Source organism: Lactobacillus sp. N54.MGS-719 (genome assembly GCF_000980505.1).
Classification (GTDB): Bacteria; Bacillota; Bacilli; order Lactobacillales; family Lactobacillaceae; genus Lactobacillus; species Lactobacillus amylovorus.
The window spans coordinates 1-14,527 of sequence record NZ_LARO01000033.1; the positions used below are offsets into that span (position 1 = coordinate 1).

At 39.2% G+C, this 14,527-nt stretch carries 10 protein-coding genes, 1 pseudogene and 1 other annotated feature; of the genes and pseudogenes, 7 read left to right on the forward strand and 4 right to left on the reverse strand.

The annotated features are described in order from the left end of the window. Positions 1-1,292 (forward strand): RNA-guided endonuclease TnpB family protein (locus WS44_RS06590; RefSeq protein WP_046433769.1); only part of this gene is annotated, 1,292 nt, incomplete at its 5' end. A gap of 167 nt (positions 1,293-1,459) precedes the next feature. Here WS44_RS06590 and WS44_RS06595 read toward each other — a convergent pair. The 4 genes from WS44_RS06595 to WS44_RS06610 all read right to left on the reverse strand — a co-directional run bounded on the left by WS44_RS06595 (position 1,460) and on the right by WS44_RS06610 (position 5,862). Further along, positions 1,460-1,783: a LacI family DNA-binding transcriptional regulator gene (locus WS44_RS06595; RefSeq protein WP_013642269.1), complete on the reverse strand. Its 324-nt coding sequence runs from the start codon at positions 1,781-1,783 to the stop codon at positions 1,460-1,462. Between the two features lie 169 nt (positions 1,784-1,952). Then, the gene (gene galE, locus WS44_RS06600; RefSeq protein WP_013438365.1) at positions 1,953-2,945 is read right to left on the reverse strand and encodes a UDP-glucose 4-epimerase GalE; all 993 of its coding nucleotides are present in this window, start codon (positions 2,943-2,945) and stop codon (positions 1,953-1,955) included. Between the two features lie 102 nt (positions 2,946-3,047). Beyond that, complete coding sequence (locus WS44_RS06605; RefSeq protein WP_046433770.1) at positions 3,048-3,998, reverse strand: beta-galactosidase small subunit; 951 nt, start codon at positions 3,996-3,998, stop codon at positions 3,048-3,050. Continuing rightward, positions 3,982-5,862 carry a glycoside hydrolase family 2 TIM barrel-domain containing protein gene (locus tag WS44_RS06610; RefSeq protein ID WP_046433772.1) on the reverse strand — a complete coding sequence of 627 codons (1,881 nt, stop codon included), beginning with the start codon at positions 5,860-5,862 and terminating at the stop codon, positions 3,982-3,984. The genes WS44_RS06605 and WS44_RS06610 overlap by 17 nt, the downstream gene beginning before the upstream one ends. Positions 5,863-6,086: 224 nt before the next feature. Between WS44_RS06610 and WS44_RS06615 the strand changes: the two genes are divergently transcribed. The 6 genes and pseudogenes from WS44_RS06615 to WS44_RS06640 all read left to right on the forward strand — a co-directional run. Beyond that, the gene (locus WS44_RS06615; protein ID WP_046433774.1) at positions 6,087-7,094 is read left to right on the forward strand and encodes a LacI family DNA-binding transcriptional regulator; all 1,008 of its coding nucleotides are present in this window, start codon (positions 6,087-6,089) and stop codon (positions 7,092-7,094) included. Positions 7,095-7,286: 192 nt separating this feature from the next. After that, positions 7,287-9,206: a PTS sugar transporter subunit IIA gene (locus WS44_RS06620; protein ID WP_014566044.1), complete on the forward strand. Its 1,920-nt coding sequence runs from the start codon at positions 7,287-7,289 to the stop codon at positions 9,204-9,206. A 10-nt stretch (positions 9,207-9,216) separates the two neighbouring features. Continuing rightward, positions 9,217-11,223: a beta-galactosidase gene (locus WS44_RS06625; protein WP_046433776.1), complete on the forward strand. Its 2,007-nt coding sequence runs from the start codon at positions 9,217-9,219 to the stop codon at positions 11,221-11,223. A 504-nt stretch (positions 11,224-11,727) separates the two neighbouring features. After that, the gene (locus WS44_RS06630; protein WP_046433778.1) at positions 11,728-12,372 is read left to right on the forward strand and encodes a nitroreductase family protein; all 645 of its coding nucleotides are present in this window, start codon (positions 11,728-11,730) and stop codon (positions 12,370-12,372) included. Between the two features lie 92 nt (positions 12,373-12,464). Next, positions 12,465-12,714 (forward strand) — a binding site (T-box leader). 75 nt (positions 12,715-12,789) lie between these two features. After that, positions 12,790-14,415 carry a peptide ABC transporter substrate-binding protein gene (locus WS44_RS06635; protein WP_013438358.1) on the forward strand — a complete coding sequence of 542 codons (1,626 nt, stop codon included), beginning with the start codon at positions 12,790-12,792 and terminating at the stop codon, positions 14,413-14,415. A gap of 12 nt (positions 14,416-14,427) precedes the next feature. Further along, positions 14,428-14,527: pseudogene (locus tag WS44_RS06640) on the forward strand (PepQ protein); the annotation flags it as partial.

The following is a 14,527-nucleotide window of genomic DNA, read 5'->3' on the forward strand; positions in this document are numbered from 1 at the left end:
AGCTTCGCTTTTATCCTAGTTCTAAGCAAAAGAAAATCATTAAACTAAACTATGATGCGCAGCGCTTTGTCTACAACTCTTATGTCGGACGCAATCGGAGCAATTATCATGCTAAGCACTACTTAGCTGTTAGACAATATCAAGCAATGCCTTTTGCCTTTTCTATTCTTAATAATTATGAGACTAGGTTGGCAGAAGAAGTAGTCACTAATAGCGAACTATTGGATAAGCCAAGGAATATTCGTGATACTTATAGCTTTTTGCGTGTTAAAGAAATTGATAGCCTCGCTCTTGCCAACGCCATTCAAAATTATCAGAAAGCTTGGAACAACTATCGCAAGATTGGTCATGGAATTCCGACTTTTCACAAAAAACGCAGCGACTGGTCATATCAGACCAACTGTCAATATCCTAAGCAGTCAGAAGCCTATCTTGATAACGGGACAGCTAGATTTATTGATGCTAAACATATTAAATTGCCTAAGCTGGGAATTGTCCGCATTGCTGGTTTTAGAAAACTGATTAAAGAGCGCTTGCTTAAGCAGATTCCAACTAGAATTGGCACAGTCACGATAAAAAAGACCGCTGATGACCAGTTCTACCTGTCTATGCAATTAGGCAGCGATACTGCTTTTGTTAAGGAATTACCTAAAACACAAAGTCAAATTGGCATTGACCTCAATTTAGATAACTTCCTAACAGCATCTAACGGAGCAATGGTCGCTAATCCACGATTTTATCGCAAAACCAAAAAGAAGCTGGCCCATGCCCAACGTGTCTTGTCTCGCAGGCAGCGCCGGGCAAAAAAAGAAGGATGCAATTTGCGGCTAGCAAAAAACTATCAAAAACAGCGTCTAATAGTCGCTAAACTGCACGATAAGATCAGAAGACAGCGTAATGACTTTTTACAAGTACTCTCAACTGCACTAATCAAAAACCACGATTTAGTAGTTGCCGAGGAATTAAGAAACAGAAACCTGTTAAAGAATCATGCCTTGTCGCAATCAATTTCTGATGTCGGCTGGCGTAGTTTCCTGAATATGCTGGCTTATAAGGCAGATCTATATGGTAAAGAATTTCTAACAATTGATCCTAAATATACTACTCAACGCTGTCATGCTTGTGGCAGTATTATGGGCCAAAATGGTTATAAGAAATTAACCCTTAAGGATCGGGAGTGGACTTGTCCAATTTGTCGAATGCCCCATATTCGTGATTGGAATGCGGCCGTGAACATCTTAGAAAAAGGATTAAGCAAGTGGCAGAATCCTAAAATAAAAAAAGCAGCCTAGAAAGGCTGCAGTCCGTTAGCAACTCGCGGACTTAAAAGGCTTTGGTAATTAGACGACCTCTATCGGCAATAGTCAAAAGACTATTGCTGGTAAGTCAAGTCCGTATCTAAGCAAGTTGGTGTTCTGGTTAGCGCAAGCTAACGAGCCACTAAGCCCTAGACTTCAGTCTAGGGTAGTTGACAAGGCTGTTCAACGCGTAAGTGCCATTTTTTAGCTTCTTCGTTGATTCCTTTATGCATATTCAAAAAGTAGGGGTCGTTGAATTCACGCATGTTGCCATAGCGCATAACTAAAGCAATTGAAAGGGAAGAATCAGGTTGTTTTGGTCCGCGCTTTTTGTCGGCTTTGTTGTAATTTAGCTTTCTGGCAATCTCGATTACACGACCACGTGCAGCTTCGTTGATATGAAAGGTGGGATCATTGTTTAAGATTCGCGAAACGCTAGCAGGGGATACGCCTGCAATTTTAGCGATGTCTCTAATACTTGTCATAAAATTCCGCCATTTGTTTCATCAACTATTATACAATATCAAATTAATAATGGTCTGTACCAGAATTTGTGCCAAAGAAAAATGCCAGTTGATCGGACTGACATTTTTTGATAATAGAAAATAGAAATAGTTAAAAAGATAGGGTTAGATTTTATTTTAATTTACTTTATTACTTGTCTTCGTAGCCCTTTGGGTGACTCTTGTGCCACTTCCAAGCGGTTGCGATTACATCGTCGACATTTTCGTGCTTTGGCTTCCAGCCTAAAATGGTTCTTGCCTTAGTTGAGTCGGCAACAAGTGAGTCAGGGTCACCGCCACGACGTGGTCCCATAGTGTAAGGGATGTCGATACCGGTAACTTTCTTAGCACTTTCCAAAATTTCAAGGTTTGAGTAGCCGTGAGCAGTACCCAAGTTAAAGACATCTGACTTGTTGATCTTCATCATGTGCTTTAAAGCTAAGATGTGAGCGTCAATTAAGTCTTCAACTTGAACGTAGTCACGGACATTAGTACCGTCTTTAGTGTTGTAGTCATCACCGAAGATGGTAAACTTGCCATCACCAGAAATAGCACTCTTCAAAATGTTTGGAATAAGGTGAGTTTCTGGAGCGTGGTCTTCACCGATTGTACCGTCGCTTGAAGCACCAGCAACGTTGAAGTAGCGAAGAGCAGTGTACTTAATGCCGTCAGCCTTGTCGGCCCAGGCCATGATCTTTTCCATCATCATCTTGGTTTCACCGTATGGGTTGATTGGGTTAAGTGGGGTGTCTTCTGTGATTGGCAACTTCTTAGGGATGCCGTAGGTAGCGGCTGAACTTGAGAAGACTAAGTACTTAGTACCAGCGTCATTCATTGCTTTCAAAAGTGAAATCATTCCAGCAACGTTGTTGTCGTAGTATTTAAGTGGTTTCTTAACTGATTCAGGTACCAATGAATATGCAGCAAAGTGCATAACAGCATCGATCTTTTCATCACGTAAAATCTTTGAAACTAAGAAGGTATCTTCGATATCGCCTTGGTAAAACTTGGCCTTTGGATCAACGGCTTTTCTGTGACCGGTGTACAAAGCATCAAGAACAACGACATCGTTGCCTTCCTTAACTAATTCACGAACAGCGTGTGAGCCGATATAGCCGGCACCGCCGATAACTAAAACTTTCATGTTTACTCCTTTTTTAATTGGTTATTAGTCTTTACTTAAATCGATTACATTATAACACATTATTTAGTAAACTATTTACTCATTTAAAATAAATTCTTCAAATTAATTTAGCGTAAATGAGAATTCATGATCTTGCTCAGGATCGATGTGGTATTGCTCTTCTACATCGGAGCCCCAGCTGTCGATGCCGCCTACGCCGCGAACAGCTCCTGCGATTACCAATACGCTTCTACGAGCCAATGGCAACTCTTCAATGTGGGTAGCATTTTCTAATTCTTCTGCAGTGTATGGCAGTAAACTGAAGTTAAATGGCTGCTTAGTTTGTGTAATCTTTAAACTAAAGTCGCCATCTTTGTCCGCATTGTTTTGCGTAGAATTACGGGTGATGACTAATTCATTAGTCTGCATGTGCATCCCATTTTCCTGTGGTACAAGATACTTAGTAACTGGCAAGCCGTCAATGTGGAAAGTTCCGCGTTCTGCTCCAGCCATTCTGTCAGGGTAGGTTTCACCAGACAAGCCAGTATAGTCAAAACTTTTAGCCTTGGTTGGCATAATGAATCTCATGCCGATAACAGGCAAAGGCGGCAAGCCTTTTTTACCAAAATAATGCATGGTAATCGTCATGTGACCAACATCATTAATATTATAAATGATTTTGACTTTGGTTGCAGGAGTAGTTAAAGTTTCGTAGTCAAAAGCCACTTTTACTTCATGGGCAAATTCCTGATTGCTAAATTGATTATTGATTGGAGCGACAGGCAATTCGTCGAATTGGTGATCGTCAACTTGAACGTGAATACCCACACATTTAGTGAACATGTCAGCTCCTAGCCATTGGGCTGCTTTTTGATTAAAGCCGCTACCGCGATCGTTATCGGTGGTCGCCCGCCAAAAAGTTGGTGTAGGCGTGCGGTAAAGCCATTCTTTGTCCTTGATTTTCAAAGATTCAAGGCCACCACGCTCGTAGCTGAATAAATAGGCGAAATCTTGACCATTGACTCCTAAACTAGCTTCGCCATAAACGACGTGTAAATTATTTGTGTAAGCCATAGTAGTATCTAACCTCCTGCATTGCTGGTTTGGGTGTGCGGTCTGCGAACATTAAACCGTCGCCAGAGAATTCATAATCGGAGTGACGATCATCAAAGTCGCCACCGTAACGCAATACGTCCTGTCCGCTGACTGGATCATGCACAAGCAAAGCCTGATCGATGAAGTCCCAGATAAAGCCGCCCATGTACTGAGGGTATTTATCAATTAGCTTGATGTAAGAGCCCATGCCACCGTCGGAGTTACCCATGTCGTGCATGTATTCACATTCGACAAGTGGCTTTTTAGGATTTTGGAGATATTCTTCTGCCTCTTTAGGTGGCAAATACATACAGCTTTCAAGGTCTGAGATTTCTTTCTTAAATTCTGGTGCATGGAAGACGCCTTCGTAGTGGGTGAGGCGAGAAGAATCGTGATCTTTGTAGAGTTTGTTCATAGCGGCGATGTTGCTGCCGGCATATGATTCGTTGCCAAGTGACCAGAATAAGATTGCAGTGTGATTCTTGAAGGTTTCATAATTGCTGCGGGCACGGTCGACGACGACTTCACGCCATTCGGGGATGCTGCCGGGTACATTGGAAGTAGCTTCAACTTGGCCTAACTTTTGCCAGGTGCCGTGGGACTCCAAATTGTTTTCCGCCATCATGTAAATTCCGTTTTGATCGCAGAGATAGTACCAAGGAATTTGATTTGGATAGTGGCAGGTCCTAACGGCATTGATGTTGTTGTGTTTAAAGGTAGCAATGTCTTGCTTCATGTCGGCTAGGGTAATGCTGCGGCCACGCTTAGCATCCCATTCGTGACGATTAACGCCGTTGATGATTAATCTTTTGCCGTTAAGCAAAACCACATGATCCTTGGTAATTTCAATTTTTCTAAAACCAAATTGGTAAGGAATAAGTTCAACTAATTTGCCATCTTGGTCATGAACTTCAATGATTAATTGATAAAGGTATGGATCATGGTTGTCCCATAGGTGAACATTGGCAAAAGTTTCGTTTTCAATTTCAACGGTTGATTTAAGTGGCAACTTTTTATTAAGCAAAGTTTTGCCATCGATGTCTTCAACTAAGACGTGGACATTGCCACTGGTTTTACCCATAAAGTGCAATTTAGCGTTGAAGACACCGTCATGGTAATCATTAACAACAGTTGGTTTGATATCTAGATCCATTAGATGAGTCCGAGGTAAGGCTAAGAGTTCAACTGAACGAAAAATACCGGAGAATCTAAACATATCTTGATCTTCTAGCCAGGAAGCAGTGCTGTGTTTGAAGACTTCGACAGCTAAGATGTTGTCTTTTGCTTGAATGTAAGGTGTAAGATCGAATTCGGAAGGTGTGAAACTATCTTCGGCGTAACCGATGAAGTGATCGTTGAGATAGACATACATGGCCCGTTCAACGCCTTCGAATTGAATATGGATGTCATGGCCGGCTAAAGCAGGATTTAAGTCAAAGTGTTTAAGATATGAACCGACTGTGTTGTCTTTTCCTTGACTAAAATCGCCATCCTTGATGCCGCGCCCCAGGGTGTAGGCAGGTTTACGATAGATTTTGCTTTCCCAGGGATACAGAATGTTAGTGTATTGATTTTGGGCGTAGCCATTTAATTCAATTTCACTAGGAACGGGGATGGTGTCAAAGGAAGATGAGTCAAAGCTGCGTTTGTAAAAATCAATGGGCCGGCTTTGAGGATCTTTTGAAAAATGAAACTGCCAGGCACCGTTGAGGCTTTGTTTAAAACTGCTGCTGTGGTTTTGCCATTCACGGTAATCTTTGTAAAAGGGATGATCACTGTGAGCTGGCAGTTGATTAATCCTGAAGACTTCGGGATCATCAAGCCATTTGATATTTGCTTTCATGATAAGACCTAGTTTCTATAAAAAATATATTTTGAAAACGGTTTTATTATAACACTAAATTAAATAATTTATCAAATAAATAAATAATTTAGTAATTAAAAGTAAATAAATTAATTGACAAATCTCGAGAAAAATATTTTTGAATAAAATTGATCTTTATTGGAATTAAATAAATATTTTGTATAATAAAGACAGGAATATTAGTAAATGGGAAAGAAATAATTATGACAACTATTAAAGAAATTGCACAAAAGTCGGGATATTCTTCTGCGACTGTTTCGCGGTTGCTCAATAATGATCCTAACTTATCAATTACTGCAGATACCAAAAATAAAATTTTAGAAATTGCTAATAAGCTTGGTTATTGGAAAGACCACCAAGAAAAGGAAATTAAGCCTACAATTGCGCTTCTTTACCGCACTAACCATAAAGAACAGTTGCAAGATGAGTATTTTACTTCTTTAAAGCAAGCCTTGGTAGAAACCGTTAAGCAAGAATCAATGAAGATGAAGACCTTTTATAATGCGGCTGACTTAATTGAAAATGCCTCATTGTTCCAAGGTTTTATTGGAGTAGGAGCAGCGCCAATCGAAAATGCTGAGTTGGTAAAATTGCATGAAGTTTTACCAAATGGGGTGTTTGTTGATACTAATCCAGCTCCCGAATTGTTCGATTCAATTAGACCTAACTTAACTTTAACAGTTAAGAATGCTATTGATTTGTTTATTAAAAACGGCTATGAATCGATTGGTTTTATTGGTGGTGTTGGCCCTAAGCATGATCATATTCAAGAAAATGATCCACGTTCCGTTGCCTTTGCGGAATATATGAAGGTTCGCGGAAAAGATGACAGCAACATGTTCGTTTCAGGACCATTCAGCGTTGAAAATGGTTATAAGCTTGGCAAAGAAGTAATAAAGAAGTACAAGAACAATTTACCAGATGCATTTTTAATTGCTTCTGATACATTAGCAGTCGGTGTTTTACAGGCCTTTAACGAAGAAAATATTAACGTACCAAAAGATACCGCAATCTTGAGTATCAATAACAGTAATGTAGTGAAGTACGTATCACCACCACTTTCTTCTTACAACATCAACCAGCAGGAAATGATTGATTTAGCTTTAACTATGCTGACCAATTTAATTATTCAACCTGATCGTGCGCATATTGATGTGAATATGAACACTAACTTGGTGGTACGTAAAAGCTTTATTCCTAAAGGCGAGTAAATTTTTTAGTAAATAAAAATTTTTTATTTTAAATATTTTGAAAAGAGAATGCTGAAGCATAGCATTCTCTTTTATTTTTACTATAAGTAAATAATTTAGTTATATTAAATAAATAATTTACCAAAACTGATACTAAGCGTATACTCAGATATGTAAACGATTACAGATGATAACGATTTAGGAGGAAGCATTATGACAAACGGTCATAAAAATTCAGGGAAACAAATAATTTCCTATGCATCATTCTGTCTGGGTAACTTAGGACACGCAGCTTTTTATGGTGTAATGAGTACATACTTTATTATTTTTATTACTAGCGGAATGTTCAGTGGGCTAGAGCAATCAGTAGCTGATAAATTGATTGGTTTAATCACTGGCTTAATGGTAGTGATTAGAATTGTCGAGTTGGTTATTGACCCAATCTTGGGCAACATAGTTGATAATACCAAAACAAGATGGGGAAAGTTTAAGCCATGGATTTTCTTGGGTACTGTAGTTAGTGCAGTATTATTATTAATTTTATTTACTGGAATCTTTGGCTTAGCGCAAAGCAATTGGATTCTTTTCGCTATCTTATTCGTAATTATCTACATTGGTTTTGATATCTTCTATTCATTATCCGATGTTTCATATTGGGGTATGGTTCCGGCTTTAAGTGAAGATTCACATGAGCGTGGTATTTATACTTCATTGGGTGCCTTTTCAGGTGCTATTGGTTGGAACGGTTTAGCAATTATCGTCGTTCCTTTAGTAACTGGGGTAACTTATGCAGTTACTGGTAAACATGAAGAAGGCGCACCAGGTTGGCTTGCCTTTGCGGCCGTAATTTCAGCTTTAGCAATTGTTTGTGCCATTATTGTTTGCTTAGGTACTAAAGAAAAGCACAATTTAATTAGAAATTCAGCCAAGCAGAAAACTACTTTGCCTCAAGTCTTCAGTGCTATTTTCCATAACGATCAAATTCTTTGGCCGAGTTTAGCCTACTTAGTCTTTTCACTTGCTAACACTATTACTAACGGGGTTTTGTTCTACCTGTACAAGTTTGTCATTGGTAAACCAGGCGAATTCTGGGTTGTAGGGCTTGCTGCAACGATTGTAGGGTTCTGTGTCAGTCCATTATTCCCAGTTTTAAATAAGTACATTCCAAGAAAATGGTTGTTTGTTGCAGGTCAAACTTGCATGATCTGTGCTTATCTTTTATTCATTTTCTGCCGTGATAATGTTGTGTTAATGGACTTAGGGTTGGTTTTATTCAACATCAACTTTGCTCAATTAGTAACTGTTTTGACCTTAACTGATGCGATTGAATATGGTCAGCTTAAGAGTGGTCAAAGAAACGAGGCCGTCGTTTTGGCAGTTCGTCCAATGATCGATAAATTCACTGGTGCTGTTTCTAATGCTTTGGTTGGATATGTAGCTATTGCAGCTGGTATGACAGGTGCCGCAACTGCTGCCGACATGACAGCACACGATATCAGCACTTTTAATACAATGGCCTTATATATTCCTTTAATCTTAGCTGTGATTTCAATCATCGTGTTCTTAAGCAAAGTAACTTTGACCGAAAAGAAACACGCCGAAGTTGTTGAAGAATTGAAGACTAAGCTTGCTGAAGGTGAAATCGAAAAAGACGATTCAACTAAAGCAAGACCTAGACAGCAAAAGATTTACGCACCAGCCGATGGTGAATTGATGCAAATGTCCTCCGTCGTCGATGAAGATGGTAAGCCATTCCCAGGAAAGGGATTCGCAATCAAACCAAGTGCCGGCAAGATCTATGCACCATTCGATGGTAAGATTAGATTTACCTTTGGTACAAAACACGCCTTTGAGATTGTCTCAGATAATGGCTTGCAAGTAGTCGTCCACGTTGGTCTTGGAACAGTAAACTTGCGTGGTGAAGGCTTTGAAACGTATTATGATGATGGACAAGAAGTCAAGAAGGGCAACTTATTACTAGAATTTGATCGTGATTTGGCTCTTAAGAATGGCTACAAGGATACGATCATTACCTTCTACACTCAACCAGGTAGAATTAAAAAAGCTAGTCCAATTAAAGCAGGTTCTACTGTAAAACACGGTGATGAAGTAGTAGAAGTCCAGTTTAAGTAGAGGCTTAAAAATGACAAAAACATTATCACGTTTTCTTTATGGTGGGGACTACAATCCCGATCAATGGACAGAAGAAACATGGCCTGAAGACATTAAGGTCTTTAAAAAGGCAGATTTAAATTCAGCTACAATTAATATTTTCTCTTGGGCAGTTCTTGAACCTAGAGAAGGAGTCTATGACTTTTCTAAATTAGACAAGATCGTTCAAGAATTATCTGATGCAAACTTTGATATTGTGATGGGTACGGCAACAGCCGCAATGCCAGCCTGGATGTTTAAAAAGTATCCGGATATCGCAAGAGTTGATTACCAAGGCAGACGTCACGTCTTTGGTCAGCGGCACAATTTCTGTCCGAACAGCAAGAATTATCAAAGACTGGATAGTGAGTTAGTTGAAAAATTGGCCCAGCACTACGCTGACAATCCGCATATCGTAGTTTGGCACGTGAACAATGAATACGGTGGCAACTGCTACTGTGGAAATTGTCAAAATGCCTTCCGTGACTGGTTGAGAAACAAATACAAGACCTTGGGTGCGCTCAACAAGGCTTGGAACATGAATGTTTGGAGTCACACGATTTATGACTGGGATGAAATTGTTGTTCCAAACGAGTTGGGGGATGCATGGGGTCCAGAAAGTAGCGAAACCATTGTTGCTGGCCTTTCAATCGACTACTTGCGCTTTCAATCCGAAAGTTTGCAAAACCTCTTCAAGATGGAAAAGGCAGTCATCAAGAAGTACGATCCTGAAACGCCTGTAACTACTAACTTCCACAGTTTACCAAACAAGATGATTGACTATCAAAAGTGGGCCAAGGATCAAGATATTATTTCCTATGATAGTTATCCAACTTACGACGCACCTGCTTATAAGCCAGCATTCTTGTATGACTTAATGAGAAGCCTTAAGCATCAACCATTTATGTTAATGGAATCTGCACCTTCACAAGTTAACTGGCAATCTTACAGTCCACTAAAGCGTCCAGGTCAAATGGCCGCAACTGAATTGCAAGCTGTTGCTCACGGTGCTGACACTGTTCAGTTCTTCCAATTAAAGCAAGCAGTGGGTGGTTCCGAAAAATTCCACAGTGCAATTATTGCTCATTCACAAAGAACTGATACTAGAGCCTTCCGTGAATTGGCTGATTTGGGTCAAAAATTAAAGGAGGCTGGTCCAACAATCTTAGGTTCAAAGACTAAAGCTAAAGTCGCAATTGTCTTTGATTGGAGCAACTTCTGGTCATACGAATATGTTGATGGCATTACTCAAGATTTGAATTATGTTGACTCAATTTTGGACTACTACCGTCAATTCTATGAACGCAACATTCCAACCGATATTATTGGTGTTGATGATGACTTTAGTAACTATGACTTGGTTGTTGCACCAGTGCTTTACATGGTTAAAGCAGGTTTAGCTGAAAAGATCAACAGCTATGTTGAAAAGGGCGGCCACTTCGTTACTACCTACATGTCAGGTATGGTTGATTCAACTGACAATGTTTACCTTGGCGGCTATCCTGGTCCATTGAAAGATGTCACCGGCATCTGGGTTGAAGAAAGCGACGCAATGGTTCCAGGTCAAAAAGTTAGAGTTAAGATGGATGACAAGGAATACGAAACCAGCTTAATGTGTGATTTGATTCATCCAAATAAGGCCAAAGTTTTGGCAAGCTACGCTGATGAGTTTTACACTGGCACTGCTGCGATTACTGAAAATGATTATGGAAAAGGCAAGGCTTGGTACGTTGGAACCAAGTTAGGTCACCAAGGTTTGACACAATTATTCAACCACATTGTGCTTGAAACTGGAGTTGAATCATTAGTTTGCGACAGCCATAAGCTTGAAGTAACTAAGCGTGTCACAGCAGATGGCAAGGAACTTTACTTCGTGCTTAACATGAGCAATGAAGAAAGAGAATTGCCAAATAAATTTGCGGATTATGAAGACATCTTAACTGGTGAAAAAGCTAAGAGTTCAATGAAAGGATGGGATGTCCAAGTCTTAACCAAGTAACAAATCCTATTTCTTTCCCTCGAATTTAGATCAATAAATAAGGAAGCTAGGCGAAATGTCTAACTTCCTTTTGAGTACCCCAGAACGTGGCGTGGAAGAGTTGAGAAAATTGTTGCCTGACACGCTTGTCTTGGATGGTAAGAGGGTGAATGACATTTCAAGAATATGTAATAATATCACTTAACTGTGAATATAGTATAAATAAAAAGACCGCTGACGGAATAAATCAGTGGTCTTTTTATATGCGAACAAGTGCATCATTATTTCCAATGCACTAGGATGTTTGGAAAAACGTGACTATATCAAGAGATGAAAATGTAGTCATCGAAATAGCTAACTTTCATTAGCTAAATCTAATATTATTATAGTACATATCTAGATAATAAAGGGAGTTATTTATCCTTTTTGTTTACGCCTTTTTCAATAATATAAGAGCGACATTATGACTAATATGCTTTATACTAGTGATGTAAGCGATAAGAAATAACGATGGAGGCTTAAAAAATGAGTATAGTAAATAATGATTTTCATAAAATTTTGACTGAAAGACATTCAGTACGTAGATTTGATCCATCCATAAAAATTAGTCATGAAGAAATGAATGAAATACTGGAAGAAACTATCACTGCTCCTTCCGCATGCAATTTGCAAGCCTGGAAATTCATAGTTGTTGATACAAAAGAGGGTAGAGAGAAGCTGCACCAATACTTTATGCCTTTTAACTTCCCACAAGTTGATGATAGCTCGGCTATAGTTCTATTCTTTGGTAATACTTTAGCTTACAAGAAGTACAGTCAATTGTGGCACACGATGTATGAAGAAAAAAAGGTAACCAAACAAGCGATGGAAGCTGCTCTTAACACCTTCATGCCACTTTATGAAAAAGCACCACAAGAAATGCTAGTGGCTGATTCAATGGTCGATACATCTCTTGCTGCTATGCAATTTATGCTAGTTGCACGCGAACATGGTTACGATACTAATGCAATGGCAGGTTATGATGCTAAAAAGGCTGCAGTTGTGATGGGACTTGATCCTAAACAATATGTACCAGTAATGGCAATTGCTATTGGTAAGCATGATCCAAAGGCTGAGCCTGAAATTACCACTACTAGGTATCCACTTTCAGATTTGGTTGATTATGAATGATACACATTAATTTTCAAAGAAAATGAAAAATAATATTAAAAATGTGTTGACGATTTATTAAAATGTGATAATATTATTTCCAATAAATAAATCATTTAGCTTTGAAAAGGCAAGTAACTTAAGATAAAGTTCGCAGAGAGTCTTCATTGTGGTGAAAGAAGATAACTAAATCTTACGTGAAAATCACCTTTGAGCCGAAAGTGCAATACGTAGTACTTTCAGGGCCCGCCCTTTACAGCGGCGACGTATCGCTCACTATTTTATTAGTGGGCCGCACGTGCATGAGATCAGTGTTTTTGGCTGATGAATAAATAGGTGGTACCGCGTGAAAACGCCCTATTAGATCAAATTGATCTAGTAGGGCGTTTTTTGTTTATCCGATTCAAGCTAAGGAGTTGTAGGAATGAGGATTCTATTATGAAAAAATGGTTAAAATTATTAACTGGCGGTATGACAATGACAGGCATGGCTGTTAGTGTAAGTGCCTGTTCAAATTCATCAGCAAGTACAAAGTATGATAAGAGTCTTTCTTGGATGACGACTTCTGAAATCCAAACGCTCGATCAAAATAAAATGGTCGATACTACCAGTGGTGAACAAGCTGACAATGTTTTTGAAGGTTTAAACCGCTTGGATAATCAGGGTAAAATCAAACCTGGCGTGGCCACTAAATCCACCGCAAGTAAGGATGGTAAGACATGGACTTTTACTTTAAGAAAGAACGCTAAGTGGAGTAATGGCGATCCCGTAGTCGCCGAAGATTTTGTTTATTCACTGCAAAGAATGCTTGATCCAAGAACGCGCTCGCAGCAACAAAATATCTATCAGGCAGTGAAAAATGCTGATGCGGTTGTCGCTGGAAAAGTTTCACCGCAAAAGCTTGGTGTTGAGGCAAAAGGCAAGCATACACTAGTGGTTCACCTGACCCATCCCGTCCCATACTTCAAAATGATGACAGCATCGACTTGGGATCCAGTTAACAAAAAGGCGGTTCAAAAATATGGCAAAAAATACGGCACCGCTTCAAAATATATGGTTTATAACGGGCCATTCGTAAGCACTGGCTGGACTGGTACGAACTTATCCTGGAAACTGAAGAAAAATAATTATTATTGGGACAAGAAAAATGTAAAACTTGATACTGTTAACTACAGCGTGCAAAAGACGCCATCAACTGATTACAACCTTTATCAATCAGGAAAGTTGGATGGAGCATTTTTAGATACACAGGCTTCGAAGCAATTAAAGAACCAAAAAGGCTACCGGGTATTTAATCTTGATCGGACGGAATATCTAACTTATAGTCTGACCAATAATAAGGACTTAGCCAACGCTAACTTACGTCGGGCAGTTTCAATGGCACTGAATCGTAAAGTGTTAGCTGCTACAGTTGGCGGAGCTAATACTCCAGCGACAACCTTTACCGGTCCGCAAGAAATGGTTAACGGCAAGAATTTCAATAAATACTTTGCTCAAACTAATGCCACCAGCCAATACACTAATTATGATAAAAAAGCCTCGCAAAAGCTCTATGCTCAGGCTTTAAAGGAATTGGGCAAGTCAAAAGTTGAATTTACCTTGGCTGGGGACGATGATGATGTTTCTAAAAAGGTCATGGAATATGTACAAAGTCAGCTGGAGAGTACTTTTGGCAAAAAGATGGTTGTAAATGTTAAATCGATGCCAAAGACCACGCGGGTAAGTAATATGCTTAATGGTAAGTATGACGTCGACTTTACCGGTTTAACTACTAGCTATAATGATCCAAATTCCATGCTAACTACTATGAAAACTGGTGAAAATTATAATTTTGGTAAATGGTCCAATAAAAAATTTGATCAATATCTTGATGCGTCAAATGATGAAATGAATCCACAAAAACGTTTAGCTGATTTAGTTAAGGCCGAAGAGACTCTGGATAATGAGCAACCACTAACCCCACTTTATCATGATGGGCAGGCTTGGATGGTTAGAGAAAATGTTCATAACCTTGGTTTTACAGCCGGCAACTTCAATTTCAGAGATACATATGTGACTAAATAAGGAGAATAAACAATGAGTGAGACAGTTTTTGAAAATTGTAATTTATTTGTAGGAAATGAAGATAAGCTATTAGAAAATGCATGGTTCGTGGTAGATGATGAAAGTGGTCGTT

Coding starts and splice junctions, on each gene's coding strand:
- WS44_RS06615 (WP_046433774.1), top strand. CDS start 6,087: ATGACAACTATTAAAGAAATTGCACAAAAGTCGGGATATTCTTCTGCG.
- WS44_RS06635 (WP_013438358.1), top strand. CDS start 12,790: ATGAAAAAATGGTTAAAATTATTAACTGGCGGTATGACAATGACAGGC.
- WS44_RS06620 (WP_014566044.1), top strand. CDS start 7,287: ATGACAAACGGTCATAAAAATTCAGGGAAACAAATAATTTCCTATGCA.
- galE (WP_013438365.1), bottom strand. CDS start 2,945: ATGAAAGTTTTAGTTATCGGCGGTGCCGGCTATATCGGCTCACACGCT.
- WS44_RS06610 (WP_046433772.1), bottom strand. CDS start 5,862: ATGAAAGCAAATATCAAATGGCTTGATGATCCCGAAGTCTTCAGGATT.
- WS44_RS06605 (WP_046433770.1), bottom strand. CDS start 3,998: ATGGCTTACACAAATAATTTACACGTCGTTTATGGCGAAGCTAGTTTA.
- WS44_RS06630 (WP_046433778.1), top strand. CDS start 11,728: ATGAGTATAGTAAATAATGATTTTCATAAAATTTTGACTGAAAGACAT.
- WS44_RS06595 (WP_013642269.1), bottom strand. CDS start 1,783: ATGACAAGTATTAGAGACATCGCTAAAATTGCAGGCGTATCCCCTGCT.
- WS44_RS06625 (WP_046433776.1), top strand. CDS start 9,217: ATGACAAAAACATTATCACGTTTTCTTTATGGTGGGGACTACAATCCC.